This window comes from Enterobacter sp. HSTU-ASh6, assembly GCF_026319105.1.
GTDB lineage: Bacteria > Pseudomonadota > Gammaproteobacteria > Enterobacterales > Enterobacteriaceae > Enterobacter > Enterobacter sichuanensis.
This window is the reverse complement of sequence record NZ_WSPD01000014.1, coordinates 87,654-109,613: the sequence shown is the minus strand read 5'-3', so window position 1 is coordinate 109,613 and position 21,960 is coordinate 87,654. Positions and strand designations below refer to the sequence as shown.

At 56.5% G+C, this 21,960-nt stretch carries 22 protein-coding genes; 6 read left to right on the top strand and 16 right to left on the bottom strand.

The genetic code is table 11. The annotated features are described in order from the left end of the window. From GM298_RS17140 to GM298_RS17120, 5 genes are all read right to left on the bottom strand, one after another. Window positions 1-301: DUF4310 family protein (locus GM298_RS17140; RefSeq protein WP_266154681.1), on the bottom strand; the 301-nt coding region annotated here is incomplete at its 3' end. Window positions 302-313: 12 nt separating this feature from the next. Beyond that, complete coding sequence (locus GM298_RS17135; protein ID WP_025759080.1) at window positions 314-1,090, bottom strand: DUF4311 domain-containing protein; 777 nt, start codon at window positions 1,088-1,090, stop codon at window positions 314-316. Between the two features lie 22 nt (window positions 1,091-1,112). Further along, window positions 1,113-1,412, bottom strand: coding sequence for a DUF4312 family protein (locus GM298_RS17130; RefSeq protein WP_006810338.1), 300 nt, complete (start codon window positions 1,410-1,412; stop codon window positions 1,113-1,115). A 2-nt stretch (window positions 1,413-1,414) separates the two neighbouring features. Then, window positions 1,415-1,777 carry an SFCGS family glycine-rich protein gene (locus GM298_RS17125; protein ID WP_006810339.1) on the bottom strand — a complete coding sequence of 121 codons (363 nt, stop codon included), beginning with the start codon at window positions 1,775-1,777 and terminating at the stop codon, window positions 1,415-1,417. A 10-nt stretch (window positions 1,778-1,787) separates the two neighbouring features. Then, window positions 1,788-2,126: a glycine dehydrogenase gene (locus GM298_RS17120; RefSeq protein ID WP_025759077.1), complete on the bottom strand. Its 339-nt coding sequence runs from the start codon at window positions 2,124-2,126 to the stop codon at window positions 1,788-1,790. A 417-nt stretch (window positions 2,127-2,543) separates the two neighbouring features. Here GM298_RS17120 and GM298_RS17115 point away from each other — a divergent pair, with 417 nt between their 5' ends. After that, window positions 2,544-2,699, top strand: coding sequence for a Hok/Gef family protein (locus GM298_RS17115; RefSeq protein WP_010427375.1), 156 nt, complete (start codon window positions 2,544-2,546; stop codon window positions 2,697-2,699). 70 nt (window positions 2,700-2,769) lie between these two features. On the opposite strand, the gene cybC is transcribed toward GM298_RS17115, so the two are convergent. Further along, the gene (cybC, locus tag GM298_RS17110) at window positions 2,770-3,156 is read right to left on the bottom strand and encodes a cytochrome b562 (RefSeq protein WP_128339277.1); all 387 of its coding nucleotides are present in this window, start codon (window positions 3,154-3,156) and stop codon (window positions 2,770-2,772) included. Between the two features lie 38 nt (window positions 3,157-3,194). Continuing rightward, window positions 3,195-4,547 (bottom strand): metalloprotease PmbA, encoded by a 1,353-nt coding sequence (gene pmbA, locus GM298_RS17105; RefSeq protein WP_266154673.1) that lies wholly within the window; start codon window positions 4,545-4,547, stop codon window positions 3,195-3,197. Between the two features lie 95 nt (window positions 4,548-4,642). Between pmbA and yjgA the strand changes: the two genes are divergently transcribed. Beyond that, window positions 4,643-5,194, top strand: coding sequence for a ribosome biogenesis factor YjgA (yjgA, locus tag GM298_RS17100; RefSeq protein WP_008501414.1), 552 nt, complete (start codon window positions 4,643-4,645; stop codon window positions 5,192-5,194). A gap of 101 nt (window positions 5,195-5,295) precedes the next feature. Here the strand turns inward: yjgA and mpl are convergent, their stop codons facing one another. Beyond that, window positions 5,296-6,675 (bottom strand): UDP-N-acetylmuramate:L-alanyl-gamma-D-glutamyl-meso-diaminopimelate ligase, encoded by a 1,380-nt coding sequence (mpl, locus tag GM298_RS17095; protein WP_045284444.1) that lies wholly within the window; start codon window positions 6,673-6,675, stop codon window positions 5,296-5,298. A 197-nt stretch (window positions 6,676-6,872) separates the two neighbouring features. Between mpl and fbp the strand changes: the two genes are divergently transcribed. Then, on the top strand, window positions 6,873-7,871 hold the full coding sequence (fbp, locus tag GM298_RS17090; RefSeq protein WP_025759072.1) for a class 1 fructose-bisphosphatase: 999 nt from the start codon (window positions 6,873-6,875) through the stop codon (window positions 7,869-7,871). Window positions 7,872-8,021: 150 nt separating this feature from the next. Continuing rightward, window positions 8,022-8,378 carry a helix-turn-helix domain-containing protein gene (locus GM298_RS17085; RefSeq protein WP_045284443.1) on the top strand — a complete coding sequence of 119 codons (357 nt, stop codon included), beginning with the start codon at window positions 8,022-8,024 and terminating at the stop codon, window positions 8,376-8,378. Here GM298_RS17085 and GM298_RS17080 read toward each other — a convergent pair. The 5 genes from GM298_RS17080 to ytfQ all read right to left on the bottom strand — a co-directional run bounded on the left by GM298_RS17080 (window position 8,350) and on the right by ytfQ (window position 14,633). Continuing rightward, complete coding sequence (locus tag GM298_RS17080) at window positions 8,350-9,921, bottom strand: methyl-accepting chemotaxis protein (RefSeq protein WP_025759068.1); 1,572 nt, start codon at window positions 9,919-9,921, stop codon at window positions 8,350-8,352. The genes GM298_RS17085 and GM298_RS17080 overlap by 29 nt on opposite strands. Window positions 9,922-10,014: 93 nt before the next feature. After that, window positions 10,015-11,016: a galactofuranose ABC transporter, permease protein YjfF gene (gene yjfF / locus GM298_RS17075; protein WP_025759067.1), complete on the bottom strand. Its 1,002-nt coding sequence runs from the start codon at window positions 11,014-11,016 to the stop codon at window positions 10,015-10,017. Further along, a complete protein-coding gene (ytfT, locus tag GM298_RS17070) occupies window positions 11,003-12,028 on the bottom strand; it encodes a galactofuranose ABC transporter, ATP-binding protein YtfT (protein ID WP_014830435.1) in 1,026 nt (341 codons plus the stop codon). Before ytfT ends, yjfF begins: the two co-directional genes overlap by 14 nt. Before the next feature lie 10 nt (window positions 12,029-12,038). Then, window positions 12,039-13,541: a galactofuranose ABC transporter, ATP-binding protein YtfR gene (ytfR, locus tag GM298_RS17065; RefSeq protein WP_025759065.1), complete on the bottom strand. Its 1,503-nt coding sequence runs from the start codon at window positions 13,539-13,541 to the stop codon at window positions 12,039-12,041. Window positions 13,542-13,676: 135 nt separating this feature from the next. Continuing rightward, the gene (gene ytfQ / locus GM298_RS17060; protein ID WP_014882271.1) at window positions 13,677-14,633 is read right to left on the bottom strand and encodes a galactofuranose ABC transporter substrate-binding protein YtfQ; all 957 of its coding nucleotides are present in this window, start codon (window positions 14,631-14,633) and stop codon (window positions 13,677-13,679) included. A 309-nt stretch (window positions 14,634-14,942) separates the two neighbouring features. Here ytfQ and ppa point away from each other — a divergent pair, with 309 nt between their 5' ends. Both ppa and GM298_RS17050 read left to right on the top strand, forming a co-directional pair. Then, window positions 14,943-15,473 (top strand): inorganic diphosphatase, encoded by a 531-nt coding sequence (ppa, locus tag GM298_RS17055; RefSeq protein ID WP_008501423.1) that lies wholly within the window; start codon window positions 14,943-14,945, stop codon window positions 15,471-15,473. A 97-nt stretch (window positions 15,474-15,570) separates the two neighbouring features. Continuing rightward, entirely contained in the window at window positions 15,571-15,894 is a 324-nt protein-coding gene (locus GM298_RS17050; RefSeq protein ID WP_266154664.1) for a hypothetical protein, read from the top strand. A gap of 46 nt (window positions 15,895-15,940) precedes the next feature. On the opposite strand, the gene GM298_RS17045 is transcribed toward GM298_RS17050, so the two are convergent. The 3 genes from GM298_RS17045 to tamA are packed head-to-tail and all read right to left on the bottom strand — an operon-like array spanning window position 15,941 to window position 21,794. Continuing rightward, window positions 15,941-16,285, bottom strand: a complete 345-nt coding sequence (locus GM298_RS17045) for a gamma-glutamylcyclotransferase family protein (RefSeq protein ID WP_025759063.1) — start codon at window positions 16,283-16,285, stop codon at window positions 15,941-15,943. A gap of 2 nt (window positions 16,286-16,287) precedes the next feature. Next, complete coding sequence (tamB, locus tag GM298_RS17040) at window positions 16,288-20,064, bottom strand: autotransporter assembly complex protein TamB (RefSeq protein WP_266154662.1); 3,777 nt, start codon at window positions 20,062-20,064, stop codon at window positions 16,288-16,290. Further along, window positions 20,061-21,794, bottom strand: coding sequence for an autotransporter assembly complex protein TamA (gene tamA / locus GM298_RS17035; protein WP_025759061.1), 1,734 nt, complete (start codon window positions 21,792-21,794; stop codon window positions 20,061-20,063). Before tamA ends, tamB begins: the two co-directional genes overlap by 4 nt. Between the last annotated feature and the right edge of the window lie 166 nt (window positions 21,795-21,960).

The window sequence follows — 21,960 nt, the reverse complement described above, 5'->3', positions numbered from 1 at the left end:
GCAGCAGTGCCGGAACCCCCAGCCCCACGCCGGTCTGGATGGCGCCGCCGATGTCGAGAATACCGACCAGCGAGCCTTCGATAATGCGGGCGAACAGGAAACTCGCGCCAAACGCCGCCACCGCGCCGTAGACGCCGGTATCAATCCCGGCTTTCAGCATCGCCACGAAAGCCACTTCGTTAAACGCGCCGATGCCATAGAGGTAGTACATGTGCGTCCCGGCGAACACGCCGGAGGAGAGCAGGCCAACGAAGAGCGGGAACGACCAGTCGGCATACCAAAAACCTTTATTCTGTTCCATTGCAGGCTCCTGTTATTTACCGCTGAGCGAGTTGTGGATCATGTCGAGCCAGTTCGGCACGGTCAGATGGAAGGATTCGATCATCTTCATGTCGAAGCCGCGGAAGAAGCCGCTCAGCACGAAGAGCAGGACGATAGCCGCCATCATCACTTTGGTGACGTGGTTCCAGCCGCTCTCTTCCACGCCTTTACCGATCAGGATCCCCAGTACCAGGCCCGGTACGGCGTTGCCCATAATCAGCTGCGCCGCGCCGCCGAAGATGGTGGCCCAGAAGCCCGATTTTTTACCTGCGTCGATGGCCGCCAGCCAGAAAATCACCGGCATCACGGTGTTGACCAGCAGGTTCGCCGCCGGCACCAGCACCTTCACGGCGGTGACCTGCAGTGCGGCAGGGACCGAGGAGGCGGTCAGGTTCAGGAAAGTCACGACGACCATGCCGATCACGCCGCAGGCAATCGCCATTTTGCGCGGGTCGTGCAGCGTTTCGCCGACGTTACGGTTTTTGATCATCAGTGCAGCCGCACCCCAGTTCGGGATGATGCGGTGGTCAACGTCCTGTGTGAAAGCCCCTGCGGCCACGGAAGAGGCCCAGGCGTTAAAGAAGAAACCTAACCCAAATGAGAAGTGAGACGCCGGATCCCCTTCGCAGGAGTTCAGCTCCCCCAACGTACGAAACGCGCCCATCCCCTGTGTGGTAGGCGCATGAAACATGCGTGCAGCACCGGCCCCGACACCGACGCCTACCAGGCCGCCGATGATGAGCGATTTTATTAATATAATTAAGAACATCAGTCTGCCCTTTTATGAATAATCAGCGTTGCGTGACGAAATCCACCTGGTCAAGATTGATGGCGGTCACGTTGACGGTCACATCCAGCTCCACGCTGTAGGTGCGTCTTTCCCGGCGCAGAAAGAAGAACAGAAAGGCTTCTTTTCGCACCGCTTCTTGCGCCTGAACGACCTGCACATCCTGTGGCTCAATACGCAGTAAGATATGCGGTGAGGCTTTCATCACCGCGGCCTGAACGTGGTTGAGCGCGTCGGCAAAGGCGCGCGCTTTGGCGTCGCCTTTCCCCTTCACTCTCACCGTGGTTGTGAACTGTTCTTTCATGCTTATGCGCCGTATTTTTTCTGCCACGCCTGCACCAGACGCTCGCCCAGCTCTTCTTTATCCATAAAGCCAAAGCCCAGCACGTTGCAGCCTTCGTTGATGGCAGTCACGCCTTCATCCACGGAACGCATACCGTATTTGGCTTTGTAGCCATATTTGGTCTGGGCGGTGATGGCGCCCGCGCCGCCGCTGCCGCAGAAGGAGATACCGAAGGTGGCGTTTTCCGCTTTCATCACGTCGCCCAGCTTCATATCCGCGGCCATGCCCGGCACAACCACCGCGCGTCCACCCGCTTTTTCCACACCAGCGGCCACTTTCTGACCTTTACCCAGGCGATCGCCAATCACGACTGTAATCTGTTCCATGTGTTGCTCCTTAAAGGTTGTCTTTCGCGACTTCAAAGTGAACGGAGAGCAGCCAGGCCTCTTCATCAGGAAGGTTGCCAAACTGCGCCACCACTTCACGTGCCAGCCGCATTGAATCCGGTGAAATTTCGTCGAACAGCTCTGCTTCAACCTCCGGCAGCGGCTCGCCGGTCACGGACCGGTGCGCCATCGCACGAACGTGGGAGGTGAGCATCTGCTCCTGTACCGCATTGGGGATGATGTTGTGCCGGGCCAGCAGGGCATAAACCTGCTGCAGCATCGTGTTCGCAAGCTGCTCTGTTTGCACTGCCTGTTCCCCAACGTCGTTCATTACCGCTCCGTTACTCACTGGTCTTACCCCGTTAATGGCTCTGTAAGTAAACTAACGGCGGGGGGAAAGGGTTTGTAGCGAGTTGTTTTCCACTTCGAAGTGGAAAGGCGGGCCGCAGCAGTGATCTGTGCCACATAAATGAGCTGAATCTGGATAAACCACTGTATTTACGTGATGAATGTCACGCTATTACGCGGCAAGAAACAGGTCAGCAAAGTGGAAAAGATTACGAGTCGGCTCGTAGAAATGTGACGTGGATAAGGTTTTCTTATGGGGATTCGCTAGAGTGGCGACGGGTGCTTGAGACTGACCGTCTCAGGCAAGGGACGGAAAGTGGAAAGCCCCGCCTGATAAAAAATCAGGGCGGGGGCTCGAAACAACACGTCACGACCGTGGAGTTCGCTACCTCGCCCGCTTTACAGCAAGGAGGCATCCATGAAACGCAGAAACCCAAGTATCGGGGTTTTGATGATTATTTCTTTGACGATAATCATCTTAACGCTGGTGACGAGGAAAACACTGTGCGAGATCCGTTTTCGAAACGGCTCGCTTGAAGTGACCGCGCGGATGGAGTGTCGCTCCGGCAAGTAGGGAGCAAAGATGCGGGGGCGCGCAGTGCGCCTCCGCATACGGAGGAAGGACGTACAGCTCAGGCACCCAATTAACGGTACTTTTTATGATACGTGTTGCGCGTCGTCACAAACTGCTCGGCCGCGGCCTGGGCTTCTTTCACTTTGCCTTCGTTGACGAGCTTCAGCGCACCGTCGATTTGCCCTACCAGCACGTCAAAGCCGTGACGGTAGTCTTTCATCTCGGCACTGTCTGCCGCTTTGTTTTCAAGCTTAGGTGGTGTTGCTTTCTGGGCATCCAGCGCCGCTTCACGCATTTTGGTCAGCGCGTCTTTCATTTCCGCCGCATTGTCCGTTTTCTGCACCACCTTCAGGTTTTGCCCGAGGATACCCATGTCGTCTTCAAGATCGGCAGCAAACGCAGAAGAGCCAAGAACCAGCGTTGAAGCCGCGACGATCGCTAACAGATGTTTACGCATTGCTCACTTCCTTTTTTATTATTAACAAAACGCTATCTCTATTGTCCGGCGATTTTCATTTCCGGAAGTAATACAGAACCACACTGTATATTGCTGCGTGTTTCAATATCGTTACCGACCGTAACGATATTGCGCCACATGTCCTTCAGGTTGCCGGCAATGGTAATTTCGCTCACCGGATACTGGATTTCGCCATTTTCAACCCAGAAGCCCGCCGCACCGCGAGAGTAATCCCCGGTGATGCCGCTCACGCCCTGGCCCATCAGCTCTGTGACGACCAGCCCGGTGCCCATCTCTTTCAGCATCTGCTCAAAGTTCAGGCCCTGTCCGGCGATGCGCCAGTTATGGATACCGCCTGCATGCCCGGTGCTTTTCAGCCCCAGCTTGCGCGCGGAGTAGTTGGTCAGCAACCACTGGGTCAGCACGCCGTCTTTGACGATATCACGACGTTCGGTACGCACGCCTTCGCTGTCGAACGGTGTGGAGGCGAGGCCTTTCAGCAGGTGCGGATGCTCTTCGATGGTCAGCCAGTCCGGCAGGATCTGCTTGCCCAGCGAGTCGAGCAGGAAGGTCGATTTACGGTATACCGAGCCCCCGGCGATAGCGCCCACCAGATGGCCAAACAGTCCGGTCGCCACTTCATTGGCAAAAATGACCGGGGCCTTCATGGTGGAGAGTTTACGCGGTGACAGACGTGACAGCGTGCGTTCGGCACACTCTTTACCGACCCACTCCGGAGACTGTAAATCCCCCAGCGCACGGCCGATGGTGTAGGCGTAGTCGCGCTCCATGTCGCCGTTCTCTTCGGCGATCACGCAGCTGGAGAGCGAATGACGGGTGGAGCAGTAGCCCTGCAGCATGCCGTGGCTGTTGCCGAACACTTTGATGCCGTAATGGCTGTTGAAGCTGCCGCCTTCGGTATTGGTAATACGTTTATCGGCCTGCAGGGAAGCCTGCTCAGCGCGGGCTGCCAGTTCAATGGCTTCGTCCGGCGTGACGTCCGCCGGGTGGAAAAGGTCGAGATCCGGGGCGTCAAAGGCCAGCAGCTCTTTATCCGCCACGCCAGCGTAAGGGTCTGGCGAGGTATAACGGGCGATATCCAGCGCCGCCTGCACCGTACGGGCAATGGCATCCGGGCTGAGGTCGGTCGAGGAGGCACTGCCTTTGCGATTCTGGTGATACACCGTGATCCCCAGCGCGCCATCGCTGTTGAATTCTACATTTTCCACTTCGCCATAGCGGGTACTCACGCTAATACCGGTGGTTTTGCTGACCGCCACTTCGGCGCCATCTGATTTACCTGAAGCGAGCGTCAGCGCGGTGGAGACGGCTTCTTCCAGAATCTTACGCTGCGCTTCAACTTGTGAGGTTACTTTCATCGCAAATGCCATACTGTAAGAGAGAGTTAACTGAAGTCTAACAGAGAACCGTTTTTCAGTGCGCGTCTTAACTGGTAACATTAGCCTCTTTTTTTAAGGAGCCTGACATGACTAAGCAGCCCGAAGACTGGCTCGACGACGTTCCCGGTGATGACATCGAAGACGAAGATGATGAGATCATCTGGGTCAGTAAAAGTGAAATTAAACGCGACGCCGAAGAGTTAAAACAGCTTGGCGCAGAAATGGTGGAACTGGGTAAAAACGCGCTGGACAAGATCCCGCTCGACCAGGATCTGCGTGATGCCATTGAACTGGCACAGAAAATCAAAAAAGAAGGCCGTCGTCGCCAGCTTCAGCTTATCGGTAAAATGTTGCGCCAGCGCGACGTCGATCCGATCCGCCAGGCGCTGGACAAGCTGAAAAACCGCCATAACCAGCAGGTTGCGCTGTTCCACAAGCTGGAGCAGATCCGCGATCGTCTGATTGAACAGGGTGATGACGCCGTACCGGAAGTCCTGAACCTGTGGCCGGATGCCGACCGCCAGCAGCTGCGCTCCCTGATCCGTAACGCGAAGAAAGAGAAAGAAGGGAATAAGCCGCCGAAGTCTGCGCGCCTGATTTTCCAGTATCTGCGCGAGCTGTCTGAGAACGAAGAGTAATCCGTGCGTTTTGCGCCGGATGGCGGCGTAAACGCCGTATCCGGCCTACAAGGACGTGCAAAAGACAGGCCCGGTAAGCGCAAGCGCCACCGGGCTTTTTTTTACACGTCGGCGGCCACTTCCGCTTTTTTCGCCAGACCGTCCAGCAGCTTCTGATGGATCCCACCAAAACCGCCGTTACTCATCACCAGAATATGGTCGCCCGGCTGGGCCGCTTTCACCACCATCTCCGCCAGCGTATCCACATCCGCGCTCCAGTGCGCCGGCTGGATGCAGGCATCGGCCACTTCCGCCACCTGCCACGGAATATGCTGCGGCTGCAGCAGGAAGACCTCATCGGCACGCCCTAAAGAGGGCGCGAGATCGTCTTTGCAGATCCCCATCTTCATGGTGTTCGAACGCGGTTCCAGCACCGCCAGAATGCGCGCGGTACCGCCGACTTTGCCGCGCAGGGCCGCAAGCGTCGCCAGAATCGCCGTTGGATGGTGTGCGAAATCGTCATACACCGTGACGCCGTGGGCTTCACCGCGCAGCTCCAGACGGCGACGGGCATTGATAAACGAGCCCAGTGCGTTCGCCGCATCCGCAGGCTGAACACCCACATGGCGTGCGGCCGCGATCGCCATCAGGCCGTTGTGCATGTTGTGTTCACCCACCAGGCCCCACTTCACCTCACCCACTTTTTCACCGTCGAGCAGCACTTCCCACTCCGAGGCATCCGCGTTGAGTTTCTTCGCCTGCCAGTGGCCCTGCTCGCCCACCAGCTCCTGCTCGCTCCAGCAGCCCATTGCCAGGGTCTGTTTCAGGTTGATGTCGTTTTCCGGCAGGATGATACGGCCCTGGCCCGGCACGATGCGCACCAGATGGTGGAACTGCTTCTGAATGGCTTTCAGATCGTCAAAGATATCCGCATGGTCGAACTCAAGATTATTGAGGATCAGCGTCCGCGGGCAGTAATGGACGAATTTGGAACGTTTGTCGAAGAAGGCGCAGTCATACTCGTCGGCTTCGATAACAAAGAACGGGCTGTCACCCAGGCGCGCAGAGACGTCGAAATTACCCGGTACGCCGCCAATCACGAAGCCCGGTTTATAGCCACAGGCTTCAAGGATCCACGTCGCCATCCCGGCGGTAGTCGTTTTACCGTGGGTCCCGGCAACGGCAACCACCCAGCGGTCACGCAGCACGAAATCATGCAGCCACTGCGGGCCAGACATGAACGGAATATTGCGTTCCAGTACCGCCTCAACGCACGGATTGCCGCGGGTCATGGCGTTGCCAATGATGACCAGGTCCGGCTCGGGATCCAGCTGGCTGGCATCGTAGCCCTGAATCAACGCGATGCCCTGTTTCTCCAGCAGCGTGCTCATTGGCGGATACACATTGGCGTCCGAACCTGTCACTTCATGGCCCAGCGAGCGCGCCAGCATTGCCAGTCCGCCCATGAAAGTGCCACAAATCCCCAATATATGAATGCGCATACGTCACTATCCTTCTTCAATGTGGCGCACATTTTACTCACATGTTAGCGGCTGTGAAACGCATTTCAGGAAAATCCGTATCCTGCTGGCGCGATTCACCTCTGCGCTACTATTTGAATCTTTGTTAAGATTGTTGGGCTTTAGTCGTTTTAGTGAACATACAATCGCTTTACTCACAAAGATGCAGGGAAAGTGTTATGAAAACGTTAGGTGAATTTATTGTCGAAAAGCAGCACGAGTTCTCTCATGCTACCGGTGAACTCACTGCTTTGCTGTCGGCAATAAAGCTGGGCGCTAAGATCATCCACCGTGATATCAACAAGGCCGGTCTGGTCGATATCCTGGGTGCCAGCGGTGCCGAGAACGTTCAGGGCGAGGTTCAGCAGAAACTCGATCTGTTCGCAAATGAAAAACTGAAAGCTGCACTGCGCGCGCGCGACATCGTTGCGGGTATCGCCTCCGAAGAAGAAGATGAAATTGTTGTTTTCGAAGGGTGTGAACACGCGAAATACGTTGTTCTGATGGATCCGCTCGACGGCTCCTCCAACATCGACGTTAACGTTTCTGTCGGTACCATTTTCTCCATCTACCGCCGCGTCACGCCTGTTGGCACGCCGGTGACCGAAGAAGATTTCCTGCAGCCGGGCAATAAGCAGGTTGCTGCCGGTTACGTCGTGTATGGCTCCTCCACCATGCTGGTGTATACCACCGGGTGCGGGGTTCACGCCTTTACGTACGATCCTTCCCTGGGCGTCTTCTGCCTGTGTCAGGAACGTATGCGCTTCCCGGAAAAGGGCAGTACCTACTCCATCAACGAAGGAAACTACATCAAGTTCCCGAACGGTGTGAAGAAGTACATCAAATTCTGCCAGGAAGAAGATAAAGCGACGCAGCGCCCTTACACGTCCCGCTATATTGGCTCTCTGGTTGCGGACTTCCACCGTAACCTGCTGAAAGGCGGTATCTACCTCTATCCAAGCACCGCAAGCCACCCTGACGGGAAACTGCGTCTGCTGTATGAATGCAACCCGATGGCGTTCCTGGCCGAACAGGCGGGCGGCAAGGCGAGCGACGGTAAAGAGCGTATTCTGGATATCGTGCCGGAAAGCCTGCACCAGCGTCGTTCATTCTTCGTCGGCAACAACCACATGGTTGAAGACGTTGAACGTTTTATCCGTGAGTATCCGGACGCGTAATACCTTTCTTCAGGGGAGCCCGTCTGGCTCCCCTGTTCATTTATATATTTTACCGTATAAGTGTTTATAAAAAACACGCTTTAATCCTGAGCACTGCTCCTGCATTATTTCCATAACAGTTTGACAGATATTTCGTGGAGCAGAATCGCAATGAAAAATTATTCTCGTGCTAATACCGGTATTGATTTAAATCTTATCCCTGTTTTTATTGAGATCGTCCGCTGCGGCAGCATGGCAAAGGCGGCGGTGCGTCTCGACATGTCCCGCCCCGCGGTGAGTCTGGCCCTGAAACGTTTTAATCAACTGTTTGATGAGCCGCTGTTTTTCCGCAAAGGTTTATATCTCGAGCCGACGGAAAAAGCATTAGCTCTAACCAGTTCGCTGGAAATATTAATGGGCGATATTCACGATAATATCGCAGCAGTCAATTCTGCAAAAAATAAAACCCCGACACAAAACGTACCGGGGCTGGGCAATATTATGCCGCGTTCTGAGTCGTCACTTTGAATGAGGACATGGCGTCCATCAGCTGACGCGACTGCTCCTCAAGGGAGCGGGTCGCGGCGGAGGATTGCTGCACCAGCGCCGCATTCTGCTGCGCGGTTTCGTCCATCTGATTCACCGCAATATTCACCTGCTCAATGCCGCGGCTCTGCTCCTGGGACGCGGTGGCAATTTCGCGCATCAGTTTCGTCATGCGCAGCACTTCAGTTGCGATCTCATCCATTGTCTCGCCTGCCTGCTGAGCCAGCTCGCTGCCCTCGTTAACATGGGTCTGCGAATCACTGATAAGTGAGCGGATCTCTTTCGCCGCGTCGGCGCTACGGCTGGCAAGGTTTCGCACTTCGCCCGCGACGACGGCAAACCCGCGCCCCTGCTCGCCCGCGCGCGCCGCTTCCACGGAGGCGTTAAGCGCCAGAATATTGGTCTGGAAGGCAATGCCGTCAATCACGCTCAGAATGTCGGCGATACGCGCCGAGCTGCCGGAGATATCCCGCATTTTCTCAATCACATAGCAGACCATTTCGCTGCCATGATCCGCGGTATCAGACACCGATTTCGCCAGCTGGTGCGCCTGCTCGGCGTTATCGGCGTTGAGTTTCACCGTGGCGGTGATCTCTTCCATGCTGGCGGCCGTCTGTTCCAGCGACGTGGCGGTGGATTCAGTGCGCTCGGCAAGATCCCGGTTCCCCGCCGTCAGTTCGCGGCTGCCGGTGTCAATTTGCGCGCTGGCATCACGTACCCGCAGCACCGAGTTCATCAGCGACTGACGCATCTCCTCTATGGCGGCATTGAGACGGTTAAATTCCTGGCTCGCGGGCGCATTTAGCGTATGGGTTAAATCACCCGCCGCCACGTTCTCCAGCTGAGCGATTGACGCCGAGAGCGGCTTGAGCAGCATATGGCGCAACACCAGCCAGGCCAGCACGATAATGCCTGCCGTCATCAGCGCTGCGACGATAATCAGGATCAGTACGCGGGTTTTACTCGCCTGCACGGCACTGACTTCTGCCTGGCCTCGCGCTTCACTCCATTTCTGAAACGCCTGCATAGCGTTATCAAATTGCTTCGCCACCGGGATCAGGGCGTTTTCCAGCAGATCGTAGTAATTGTCAGCGCTCTGGTCATTCAGGGCTTTCAGCATCGGGTTGATCCCCTGCTGGTTATACGCCGCCAGCGTGGTCGCCACGTTATTGAGAAGCTGTTGCCCCTGCTCGTCAGCCACGCCGCCGTCGATCACGCCTTTCAGCGTTTTCTGGGCCAGGGCGACTTCCTGATTGATATTTTTTACCGCTCTGGAGGCATCGTCCAGCATACCGATTTCCATCATCCGGACGGCCTGGCCCGCTTCATTGCGCGCACGCAGAATCAGCGTATAGCCAGAATTAAGCTGCACCATCTGCTCACCCTGAAGGTGGTTGATACGCTGCAGAGAAGAAGAACTCTGTGTGAGGGCATAAATGCCAATGCCGCTGACAATCAGCAGCAGAAGGGTCATAACGGCCAGTAAAGAGAGCAAGCCGGTACGAATCGATAGCGTTTTAAGCATGATATTATTTCCGGTAGCGAGATATTTCTGGGCATAAAAAAAGAGTATCGGCCGCTACCGGAAAATGTTTAGACTTTAAGCAAATTCAGCATGTTATCGCTCTGTTGCCGACGTGTTTACGCGGGTAACAGGTGAGCTTTGGCGGTTCTCCCAGAGCACCGTCAGACCGCGCTGCAGGGCAATAAAGATAAACAGCAATATGCCGATGGCGATCTTCGTCCACCAGGAGCTGAGCGTACCGTCAAAGTTGATATAGGTCTGGATCAGCCCCTGGATGGCCACGCCGAACAACGTTCCCAGCACCGTTCCCACTCCACCGCTGAGCAGCGTGCCGCCGATGACCACCGAGGCAATGGCATCCAGCTCGACGCCCACCCCTGCCAGCGCGTAGCCCGCCTGGGTATAAACCGAGAAGACTATACCCGCCAGCGTCGCCAGCCCGGTCGAGAGCATATAGATGCGAATGGTGGTGCTGCGGGTGGAGATCCCCATCAGGTTTGCCGAGGTGGCGTTGCCGCCAATGGCGTAAACCTGGTTGCCAAACCGGGTACGGTGGGCAAGGAAGATGCCAATGACCACCACGCCCAGCATCAGAAGCCCCATCGCGCTCAGACGACCGCCGCCGGGGATTTTCCACGCCAGGCTGGAGAGCGTGTCGTACACCGGATGGTTAATCGGAATTGACTCTTCCGACACCAGATAGCTCACCCCGCGCAGGAAGAACATGCCCGCGAGGGTAATGATAAAGGCCGGGATCTTTAACGCGTCGATCAACAGCCCCATAAAGGCACCAAACGCGCAGCCCATCACCAGCACCAGTGGGAAGGCCACCAGAGGAGAGATCCCCCAGAAACCGATCGCCTTCGCGAGGAACACGCCGGTGAAGGCGATCACCGAGCCGACGGAGAGATCGATCCCACCGGAGAGGATCACAAACGTCATGCCGACGGCGATAATCCCTAAAAAGGCGTTATCGGTCAGGATGTTGCAAATCACACGCGTCGAGGCAAACCCCGGGAACTGGGTCAGGCAGTAGAGATACCCCAGTACAAACACGCCCAGGGTGATCATTAACGGTAAATTACGTTTTATCATGGCCACGGATCCCCTTAATGATGCTGACAAAGCGCGGTGACTGGACGATCAGCACGCAGAGCACGACCACCGCTTTTACCACCTGGTTGAGTTCCGGCTGGAAACCGGAGAGCAGGATCCCGGTGTTCATCCCCTGAATGATCAGTGCGCCAATCACCGAGAGCAGCAGGTTAAAGCGCCCGCCCATCAGCGATCCGCCGCCGATCACCACTGCCAGGATCGCATCCAGCTCCAGCCAGAGTCCGGCGTTGTTGGCATCGGCCCCGCGAATATCTGCCGCGACGATAACCCCGGCGATGGCGGCGCACACACCGCTCAGGACGTAGGTCAGCATCACCATTAGCCGCGTATTGACCCCGGCGTTGCGTGCCGCGCGAATATTGATCCCGACGGCTTCAATGAACATCCCCAGCGCCGTTTTGCGGGTGAAGAGCCAGAACACCACCAGCGTGACCAGAGCAATGATCACTGGCGTGGGGAAGAACAGCAGCTTGCCGCTGCCGAGCCACGCCAGGTTCGGCGAGTTGAAGGTGACAATCTGTCCGGAAGTAATGAGCTGTGCCACACCGCGCCCGGCGACCATCAAAATGAGCGTGGCGACAAAGGGCTGAATCTTCAGCACCGCCACCAGAATGCCGTTCCATAATCCTGCCAGCACGCCGGTGCCTAATGCCGCCAACAGGACGACCGGCAGGCTGTGCCCGGCCACGGTCATCGAGGCTGCCGTGGCCCCGGCGATGGCCATCACCGCGCCGACGGAGAGATCGATCCCGCCGGTGGCAATGACCAGCGTCATCCCGATGGCCAGCAGCGCCACGGGCGCAGCCCGGTTCAGGATGTCTATCGGGCTGCCAAACAGGCGACCATCCTGAACAATAATCTGGAAGAAATGCGGTGCGACAAGGCTATCAACCAGCAGTACCACCAGCAGCGCCGCGATTTGTGGCGTGCCGGTTGGCCAGTTGAAGCGGCGCTTTGTTTCGCCAGTTTGCGAAAGCGAACGGGACATCACGATTCACTCCTTATGCCGCAATGGCATTCATGATCGCCGGAACGGACAGCTTATCCAGCGGGATCTCTGCCACCTGTTTGCGATCGCGCATGATAATGACGCGATCGGCATAGCCCACCAGCTCTTCCAGTTCAGACGAAATGACCAGCAGCGCCAGGCCGTCCGCACACAGCGTTTCGATAAGGCGGATAATTTCGGCGTGCGCCCCCACGTCAATGCCGCGGGTCGGTTCATCGAGGATCAGGAACTGCGGTTTGGTCAGCAGCCAGCGTGACAGCAGTACTTTTTGCTGGTTGCCGCCAGAGAGAAACTCAATGGGCTGTTCCGCGCTCGGGGTGCGGATGCCAAGCTGGCGGATAAAGCGCTCCGCAATCGCGTTCTGCTCTTTGCGGGGGATTGGCCGCAGCCAGCCGCGCTGCGCCTGCAGGGCCAGAATGATATTTTCACGCACCGAGGCCGCGGCAATGATGCCATCCGTTTTCCGGTCTTCCGGGCAGAAACCAACGCCAAGACAGGAGGCCTGATGCGGCGATCGCAGGGTTTGCGGTTTACCCTTGATCAGCGCGGTGCCGCTGTCCGCAGGTTTGATCCCGAAGATCACTTCGGCGGTTTCGGTGCGTCCGGAGCCCAGCAGGCCCGCCAGGCCGACAATTTCGCCCGGGCGGACTTCCAGGTTAAACGGCGAGATCACCCCTTTTTTGCCATAATCGCTGAACGCGGCGACCGGTTTTTCGCTCAGCAGCGTGCGGCCTGCACGCTGAAGGGCGTTGGTTTCAAGTTCACGCCCCAGCATCATTTTGACCAGTTCGATCTGCGGCAGCTCGTGGGTTTCACGGCAGCCGACAAAGCTGCCGTTACGCAGCACCGTAATGCGATCGCTCACCTCGTACACCTGATCGAGGAAGTGGGTGACGAAGATCAGGCTGACCCCCTGATCGCGCAGCTGGCGCATCAGGGTAAAGAGCATTTCCACTTCCTGGGTGTCAAGGCTGGCGGTGGGTTCATCAAGGATCAGCACTTTTGCGGAGAGATCGATGGCGCGACAGATGGCGACAATCTGCTGCATCGCCACGGAAAAGCGGTTCAGCGGCTCGCGAACGTCGAGGGAGAAGCCGTATGATTCCATCAGCTTCGTGGCACGCGCCTCCATCTCTTTGCGGCGCAGCAGGCCAAAGCGTCGTGGCTCCCGGCCAATAAACAGGTTATCCGCCACCGACATATTCGGTAGCAGGTTCACCTCCTGGTACACCGTCCCGATCCCCAGCTGTTGGGCATGAGCGGTGTTTTTCGGTGAAATGGCGTGACCTTCCAGCCAGATGGTGCCGCGATCGGCGTGGTAAACGCCGGTCAGGGCTTTAATCAGCGTTGATTTTCCCGCCCCGTTCTCCCCCAGCAGCGCCATGATTTCACCGCGCCGCAGGCTGAAATCAACGTTATCCAGCGCTTTTACGCCGGGAAAAAATTTACTCAAGCCCTCTGTGCGGAGGATTGCCTGGTGTTGTTCAGTGGTCATGGTTTTCCCCCCCTCACCCTAGCCCTCTCCCCGGAGGGGAGAGGGGATCGATCGTGCAAATTGTTTATTTCCAGCTCCGCCCTGCCTTTTTCCCTCTCCCCTATGGGGAGAGGGTCAGGGTGAGGGGCGAAGGTCTTAGTAGCCCATATTTTTCTTCTTCTCTAACTCTTCTTTCGCCGTGTCCGGCAGGTAGAGCGTGGATTTGGTGACCGTCACCTTCTCAGGCATCGTGCCGTCCTTCTTGAATTTCTCCAGCGCATCGAATGCCGGGCCGGCCATGTTTGGCGTGAGTTCCACACTGGCGTTGGCTTCACCGTCGATCATCGCTTTATAGATGTCCGGCACGCCGTCGATCGAACCGGTGAGGATATCTTTGCCCGGCTTCAGGCCCGCTTCTTTAATGGCCTGAATCGCCCCGATCACCATGTCATCGTTATGGGCATAAACCATGCAGATGTTCTTGCCGTTGTTTTCGGCCTTAATGAAGCTCTCCATGACCTCTTTCCCTTTACTGCGGGTAAAGTCGCCGGACTGGGAGCGGATAATCTTGATGTTTGGCGCTTTGGCAATCGCCTCAGCAAAGCCTTTCTTACGGTCAATAGCCACGCTCGCGCCGACCGTGCCCTGCAGCTCCACGACGTTACACGGCTTGCCATCCACCTGCTTCACCAGCCAGTCGCCAATTAATTGCCCTTCAAGCACGTTGTTGGCGGTCACGGTGGTCATATAGAGAGATTTGTCTTTTACATCGATGGAACGATCGAGCAGGAAGACCGGAATTTCAGCGTCTTTCGCTTCTTTCAGGACAGGTTCCCAGCCGGTTGCCACCACAGGCGCAATGAAGATGGCATCCACGCCCTGAGCGATGAATGAACGCACGGCTTTAATCTGGTTCTCCTGCTTTTGCTGACCATCGGCGATTTTCAGCGTAATGCCGCGTTTCTGGGCCTCGCTTTTCGCCACGTTGGTTTCTGCTGCACGCCAGCCCGATTCAGAGCCGACCTGCGAAAATCCTACGGTTAAGGGTGCGGCCATCGCCATAGACGACATGGCTGCCGAAACTGCTGTGACAAGAAGTAAGCGCTTCCACATATGAGCGTCCTCGTAGGGTGAGTTATTGTTGGTTAAAAGATGTTCTGCGAAATGACTATAGCCAATGAAATATGTAACGAATTGCGTTACATCACACTTCAGAAAAGTGAATAAAACGTTAATCACAAGTTTGTAATCGCTTTCATTTCTCCATGAAAAATGCGGCTGAGTTTATGGATTTTTCTGTCATGGAATCGGTCTGAAAAGTGGGAAGGAGAGGGAGAGAAGGCGAAAACAGGCAGAGACATTCAGTGCGAGTTGGCTATAATACCTGCCACTTGTTTACCATCCATTTTAAAGGACACCGACATGAGCTTACTCAACGTCCCTGCGGGTAAAGAACTGCCAGAAGACATCTACGTAGTTATCGAAATCCCGGCTAACGCAGATCCTATCAAATACGAAGTGGACAAAGAGAGCGGCGCCCTGTTCGTAGACCGTTTCATGTCTACCGCGATGTTCTATCCGTGCAACTACGGTTACATCAACCACACCCTGTCTCTGGACGGTGACCCGGTTGACGTGCTGGTCCCAACGCCATATCCGCTGCAGCCAGGCGCCGTCATTCGCTGCCGTCCAGTGGGCGTGCTGAAAATGACCGACGAATCCGGTGAAGATGCGAAGCTGGTTGCGGTACCACACACCAAACTGAGCAAAGAGTACGATCACATCAAAGATGTGAACGACCTGCCAGAGCTGCTGAAAGCGCAGATCACTCACTTCTTCGAGCACTACAAAGACCTCGAAAAAGGCAAGTGGGTTAAAGTTGACGGCTGGGACAACGCAGAAGCGGCGAAAGCAGAAATCATCGCCTCTTTCGAACGCGCGGCTAAGAAGTAATTCTTACGGCCTGCCGATAAAGCCCCGCTGGTCGGGGCTTTTTTTTGCCATTGAATAACAAGAACACTCCTGACCGTCGCGATCGTGAGCGTTATACATGCTAAGTTTCTTTCTTCAAAGCATAAAAATGGGCTACATAAAGGCGTTTGACTGTTACGGCAAAGACAGCAAATGGCAGTATCTCTGCATCATGGCATTCCAGCTTGCCTGGTTTTTGTTTTACTTATGGATCCCTTATCGAAGCGATTATGCGATTCTGCTGTTTTTACTGTTTTTCCTGCCCGTCATTTCAAGTAATACACGGTGCATAAACTACTATGGCCGTTCACGCGCTTTGTGTTTGTTATGGCTCATTGCCCCCTACATCATGCTGTTCGTTCCTCTGTTTTTAACCCGGCGCCGGGATCCAGAAGAGAAATGAAAGAGTAAAAAAAAACAACGCCACCTCACGGTGGCGTTGTCGTTTTTCAGTACTGGTCTCTGTCTAACCAGTTACCGCTTACAATCCGCGTTAACCCTTCGACCGGACGCTGGTAGACGTACATCCACGCGCTTCCGTACGGCGTCTGGATCAACTGGCGCGCGTATTCACCGCCCCTGGTGCGCAAGGCATCAAGTTCGGCAAGTGTCGCGTTATCAATACGATAAACCTCACCCTGTACCGTTCCCTCCCCGGGAACCGCGCCTGGATAGTGGCCCAGGCTGTACAACTGGTAGTTCTCGATATTGTAATTCCCCAGTAGCTGGGCATTGGTCATCCAGTGACTGTTGCCTTGCCTGGTTCTTAAACTGCCGTAGACAAATATTCGCATTGCTAAAACTCAAACTGATAGAGCAGATCAAGTGCCTGGTCTACGCCGGACACTGCTTCCAGATATAGCTTAGGCATCAGGCGATAGCGTAGCGTGAGTGTTGCCAGTGAGTCAAAGATCCCCACACCATATTTTACCTGCAGACCCGGCAGTACATAGCCGCTGACCACCACCTGCGAGGAGTCACCCACGCCCTGGGTGTCCAGCGCCAGATTGCTTACGCCGAACGTCTCACCGATTTTACCCACAACCTGCCCACTTTGTGCAACCCCCAGGCCCACTAACATCGAGGTCATCGCCGCACTGTCGCTCTGACCGCTGTCCAGACCTTGTCCACGCAGCAGGTATGAGAGAGCTTCCTGCTGCGACATCGCCGGGTCAGAGAAGATCTCCGCCTTCGGTTCGTCAGCGGAACCCGTAACGCGCACGCCTGCAATAACGTCGTTTTCCGTCGCTTCCGGGTTACGAATCGCTTCGATGTTAAGCAGAGGCTGATCCGGTGGACCGGAGAACAGCAGCTCACCTTTGCGGACAATCAGATCCTGGCCATAGGCATGGAAACGCCCTTCAGGAATATTGATTTGCCCGTTCAGGCCAAGCCCTTGTTTATCCTGCGCCACTTTCAGGTCGCCCGTCAGTCGCGCCTTCAGCCCAAACGCATCCAGCCGCACGTTATTCCCCACGTGCACGATAAGGTTACTGTTGATGGGTATGCCCGCGCTCTTCTGTTCGACAGGTTTCAGATTGTCATCGAGCATCACTTCATCATTTGAGACGCCGACTGCGCTTTCCGGCACGTCGTGGACCACGATGCGTGCCCACGGCACGTCGACGCGTCCGTCAAGCGTGAAGAGGCTTGGCGTGGCTTCAAAGACCACATCAGGCGAGACGTCCAGTCGCACCATAGGCGGTACGGTGATGCGCACCTTACTGCCTTTCGCCGCAATACGGGCCCGCCAGTTATCGAGCTGGCTCCAGTCCGCGTCGCCGCTGAGGTTGATTTGCCCCTGCTGGGTTAACACCGAGCCGCTCAGCGTCGAGCTCATGCCGTTGAAGTTCATCGCGAGCTGGCTGGGCTGCATGTCAAACGGCATAAAGTTACCGTCGATATCCACCCCGCTGAGCCGCATCTGACCGAACAGCTGCGGGCTTTGCGCGTTGCCGGCCAGACGCAGGTTGGCATTGAGCATCCCTTCTGCTTTTTCCCCGCGGGCGAAAATCGGGTTCACCATCGCCAGGTTGAAGTTGCGAATAGTGACGTTGCCGCCCAGATTGCGCCGTCCCTGTGGGTCGGTGATTTCAACTTTCCCGTCAAACTGACCGTTGTTGGTAAGACGAATCAGCCACCCCAGCTCCGCACGGTTGTTATGCAGGTCCGCGCTCAGGTTCAGGGTGTCGAAAGCCACCGGCAGCGGCGCATCGTTGACCTCCTGCGTCACCTTCACGTTACGTCCGGAAAGCGTGACGCTGCCCTGTGGCAGCCCCTCTTTGGTGGTGTCCCAGGCGACATCGGCTTTCCCGCTGAAGACGCCGCTCGCCTGGGTGGTATCCGGCATAAACGGTTTCAGCATCGCCAGATCGAAGCGATTGAGGTTGATCTGTGCGCGACCTTCCGCCCCCGCATCGATGGTCTGCGGTACGCACAGTTCCGCATTCGGGTTGGTCCAGCAGTGTGGCCCAATGCTGATCTTCTGCTCGGCGTTGCGGTAGTCCAGCGCGATGGCGCGCGACAGTGCCAGCGGCCCTACCGGGGTGTTGAAGCGGGTATTGTCCAGCGTCCCTTTCCAGCGCTCTTCCTTGCGGTCGAAGCTGCCGGTCAGGTGAAGCTGACCGGAGACCGGCTCGCCCTGCACCCGCAGCTGGAGGTCGTGCTGCTTCTCGTTCCCTTTGGCGTCCAGGGTGACAAGGTTAATGTTGACGTCCGGCTGAGAAATGCGCTCCACGCGCAGGTTCAGGTTACCGCCGATCTGATCGGTGGATTTCACATCCCCTTCCACGCGGACGCGGGCGACGCTCAGTTCCTGCCAGCGCAGGTTACTGGCGGTGATATCCGCCAGCAGCTGCGGCGCGTCGACCGTGCCGCGCACTTTCACTAGCCCTTTCGCCGTACCGCCAAGGCCCGGTAGCGCGTTATCCAGATTCGGCGCGTCGATGGTGGCATCCAGATTGAGATCTTTCACCCCCAGCTCGCCTTTGATATCCGCCGTGTTGCGACCCAGCGCCACGTGCAGACCCGGGATAATCCACTGCAGATAGCTGTTGCCTTTGACCGAGCCCTCAACGTTAACCTTGTTCTGCTTCACGTTACCGGTGAGCTTAATCTCCGGCACGTCCATCTGCCACGTTCCACCGTACAGGCTGCCGCGGGTTTTAATCAGACCATCCAGTTTCGACGGCCAGTCCGGCACCTCTTTGGCGGTGTTAATGCCCGTCAGCTTCAGCTCGCCGCGCCAGCTGATCGCCTGCTGCCAGTCGAGCAGCGCGGTCAGCTCAGTTTTGCCTTCCAGCGCCGCGACGGTCAGCTTATCGAGATTGACCTGCTGTTCGTTGCCCTTCGCATCCAGCGTGATGTTTGCAGGCGGTACACCCTGCCCCTTCACCGCGGTACGGAACGACAACGTATAATCGGTCATCTTGCCGCTCAGCTTCAGCTTCAGGTCATCGGCCTGGAACTGCTTTTCGCCGGTGAACGGCCAGGAAAGCTGCTTGCTGACGACCTCAAGATTCAGCGGCAGCCCGGCTTCCGCCAGCTGGGTTTGCGCACGCAGAACCATGTCCACCGGGCCGGAGAGATTCACGCCGACGTCCAGCTTGTCGCGCAGCGCCCCGCCCACTTTGACCTTCACCTTTTCGCCTTTCAGAGGATCGATATTGAGCGCGCTGTTCAGCGTGATATCCACCGGCCAGTTGTCGCGCAGCAGGGCATTCCCTGACGCGTTCACCGAGCCCTGGTTGGTGTCGATATCCAGCGCGTCGAGTTTCATGTTGCCGTCAATGCTGCTGACCTTCAGCAGCATGTTAAAGACCGTCAGGTCGGTATCGCCGGTCAGACGCAGCTGCTCGCCTTTGAACTCTTCAATGTTGAGGTTCAGCGGCAGGTGAACGTCGGTCATCTCCGGCAGGACTGGCTTAGAGAACAGATCTTTCAGCGTTTCGCCCAGCGGCTTCTCTTCCGGCTGCGGGTTCTGGATCTTCGGCTCGACGATCTCTTCCTGCGCCACGTCTGCCACTTTCGGCAGCGCGATCAGTAAACCCTGCAGGGAGGTGGGCGTCAGGGTCAGGTTTTTCTCCTGCCAGCGCAGGCCGGAGGTGAAATCCATCACCGACACGGTGGTGTCGTCGATTTTGATATTGACGTTATCCAGCGCCACCCGATAGAGCGCAATCGGGTACGGCGTGGAGAGATTCAGCGGACCGCTCTCCTCTTCTTCCACCGGCGCAGACTTCGGCATTTTTTTCGTATCTATCGCCACGTTGACATCTTTTAGCGACAGATCGTTGACGCAGAGCTTGCTGTCGCGCAGACAGCCCAGCTTCACTGCGAGGTGGAATTCACCGGCGTTCACCGCCACGCCCGGCTGTTCATAGCGGATGTTTTTCAGACGCAGGTCGCGCCAGCCGCCCGTCACCTGGCCGATTTCCAGCCCGGGCACCCAGCGGTTCGCGGCGTTAAACAGCAGATGCAGCCCGCTCGTCGTGCCCACCAGAAATGCCACCGTACCGAGCAGCAGCACGATAAAAATCAGTACCCCGAGGCTTATCTTCTTCCATAAACTCATAATTCAGGCCCCAGACCGATGTAAAACTGTAATCCGTGTTCTTCTTTGTCGCCCACCGGAACGGCGAAATCGAGCTTGATGGGCCCGACGGGTGACTGCCAGCGCACGCCTACGCCCGCGCCGGTTTTAAAATCGCTGCGGCGGATATCGCTCACCGCTTCGCCGCCATCGACGAACATCGCCCCCCACCATTTTCCGCTGACGTTGTATTGATACTCCAGCGAGCCGGTGGCCAGCTTGGAAGCACCGATCAGCTTGCCGTCATCATCTTTTGGCGCGATAGACTTGTATTTGTAGCCGCGGATACTGCGGTCCCCCCCGGCGAAGAAGCGCAGGTCCGGCGGGACTTTCTCGAAGTCGCCGGTTTCGATCCAGCCGAGGTTGCCGCGCATCACAAAGCGGTGTTTATCATACAGCGTGCGGATCCAGACGTTTTGCGCCTGAATTACCGAGAAATCCACATCGGAACCCCACATGGTGTTGGAGTAATCGATAGAGTAGCGCTGGGAATCGCCCCAGGTGGGCATCAGGCCGCCGCGCGAGCGGGTGCGACTGATCATCACCCCAGGATAAAGCAGCATGGTGGTGTTGGTGACGTTGGCCTGAGTAAAGTGGTCCAGACTCCAGCGCAGGTTAATGGCGCGCTGCCAGCCGCTGGAGAGATCCCAGTAACGTGACACGGCAAGCGTGGTGGAATCTGACTCGGTATCGTTCAGGTCAGTTCGCTTAAAGCCCCCCTGAACCAGGTAGTACTGCTCGAGCGGGTTTTTCAGCAACGGCATTTTGTAGCTGAAATCGAGCTGCTGTTCCGGGGCAGAGATACTGGCGCTGGTGGTCAGGCTGTGGCCCCAGGAGTTCATCCACGGCTTTTTCCAGGTGGCCTTCACGCGCGGGCCGACGTCCGTCGAATAGCCCACACCGGTTTCAATGGTGTTCTCGGTGCGCGGCGAGACAACGCCATGCAGCGGCAACACCTTGGTTTTGCGAGACTTATCAAATTCCGGCGCGACAATCACGGAGTTAAACCAGCCAGTGGCAGAGAGGCGTCGGTTCAGCTCTCCCAGATCGCTCGACTGGTAGTAATCCCCTTTTTTGAAAGGCACGAGGTTTTGCAGGTACTCTTCACGAATTTGCGAACCTTCGAACGTCACATCGCCAAAGCGATAACGTTCCCCGCTGTCGTAGTCGATATCCCAGAAGGCCTGACGTCGCGCCAGTGCAATACCGAGCTGGCTTTTGTTGAACTGGCTGTCAAAGTAGCCCTTACGCAGGGACACGCTCGTCAGCTCTTTTTTGAAATGGTCGTAGTCACCGTGGTTGAGCACGGTGCCGATTTTCGGCCGCGTGCTGAGCAGATCCAGATAGTCCCGGTCAGTACGCGCCCCGCCGCGCAGGATAACGTTGGTGCCGCCAATCAATACGGGCTCACCCGGCGAAACGCGGGCAATAAGCACCTGCCGCCCCTTCTTTGGCGGTGGACGGAGGTCAAAATCAATGGTGGGCTCGTAATACCCCAGCGCTTTCAGCCCTTCACGGATGGCATCATCCACGCGCGCGCGAAAACGCCGGTCCGGCGTCACCTCATCACTCTGGATGGTCGATAACTGCGCACGCACGTTTTTTTGTAGCGCCCCGGATAACCCCTCAACCTGCAAACGGACATTCGCCGCGCTGGCAATCCCGCTTGTCAGCAACATACTGACCAAACATAACTGGCGGATTTTTGTCACGTTCTCTCCTGAATATCCCTGTTTCCACCCTGGAAGCAAATGAAATGCCGCTCCGCGGCAAAATACGGCCTGTTGGCCAAAAACCCACATCGCGGGTTGAAAATGGGTATAACACCCAAATATTTCTTATGATTAAATCTAGACTCATTCAGCGCATTTATTGTGT

What these genes read in the sequence shown, in the direction of transcription:
- GM298_RS17080 (WP_025759068.1), bottom strand. Translation starts at nt 9,921, where the DNA reads ATGCTTAAAACGCTATCGATTCGTACCGGCTTGCTCTCTTTACTGGCC.
- GM298_RS17050 (WP_266154664.1), top strand. Translation starts at nt 15,571, where the DNA reads ATGCTAAGTTTCTTTCTTCAAAGCATAAAAATGGGCTACATAAAGGCG.
- fbp (WP_025759072.1), top strand. Translation starts at nt 6,873, where the DNA reads ATGAAAACGTTAGGTGAATTTATTGTCGAAAAGCAGCACGAGTTCTCT.
- mpl (WP_045284444.1), bottom strand. Translation starts at nt 6,675, where the DNA reads ATGCGCATTCATATATTGGGGATTTGTGGCACTTTCATGGGCGGACTG.
- GM298_RS17125 (WP_006810339.1), bottom strand. Translation starts at nt 1,777, where the DNA reads ATGGAACAGATTACAGTCGTGATTGGCGATCGCCTGGGTAAAGGTCAG.
- GM298_RS17085 (WP_045284443.1), top strand. Translation starts at nt 8,022, where the DNA reads ATGAAAAATTATTCTCGTGCTAATACCGGTATTGATTTAAATCTTATC.
- ytfR (WP_025759065.1), bottom strand. Translation starts at nt 13,541, where the DNA reads ATGACCACTGAACAACACCAGGCAATCCTCCGCACAGAGGGCTTGAGT.
- ppa (WP_008501423.1), top strand. Translation starts at nt 14,943, where the DNA reads ATGAGCTTACTCAACGTCCCTGCGGGTAAAGAACTGCCAGAAGACATC.
- cybC (WP_128339277.1), bottom strand. Translation starts at nt 3,156, where the DNA reads ATGCGTAAACATCTGTTAGCGATCGTCGCGGCTTCAACGCTGGTTCTT.
- tamB (WP_266154662.1), bottom strand. Translation starts at nt 20,064, where the DNA reads ATGAGTTTATGGAAGAAGATAAGCCTCGGGGTACTGATTTTTATCGTG.
- GM298_RS17130 (WP_006810338.1), bottom strand. Translation starts at nt 1,412, where the DNA reads ATGAAAGAACAGTTCACAACCACGGTGAGAGTGAAGGGGAAAGGCGAC.
- ytfQ (WP_014882271.1), bottom strand. Translation starts at nt 14,633, where the DNA reads ATGTGGAAGCGCTTACTTCTTGTCACAGCAGTTTCGGCAGCCATGTCG.
- GM298_RS17045 (WP_025759063.1), bottom strand. Translation starts at nt 16,285, where the DNA reads ATGCGAATATTTGTCTACGGCAGTTTAAGAACCAGGCAAGGCAACAGT.
- GM298_RS17115 (WP_010427375.1), top strand. Translation starts at nt 2,544, where the DNA reads ATGAAACGCAGAAACCCAAGTATCGGGGTTTTGATGATTATTTCTTTG.
- pmbA (WP_266154673.1), bottom strand. Translation starts at nt 4,547, where the DNA reads ATGGCATTTGCGATGAAAGTAACCTCACAAGTTGAAGCGCAGCGTAAG.
- yjgA (WP_008501414.1), top strand. Translation starts at nt 4,643, where the DNA reads ATGACTAAGCAGCCCGAAGACTGGCTCGACGACGTTCCCGGTGATGAC.
- yjfF (WP_025759067.1), bottom strand. Translation starts at nt 11,016, where the DNA reads ATGATAAAACGTAATTTACCGTTAATGATCACCCTGGGCGTGTTTGTA.
- GM298_RS17135 (WP_025759080.1), bottom strand. Translation starts at nt 1,090, where the DNA reads ATGTTCTTAATTATATTAATAAAATCGCTCATCATCGGCGGCCTGGTA.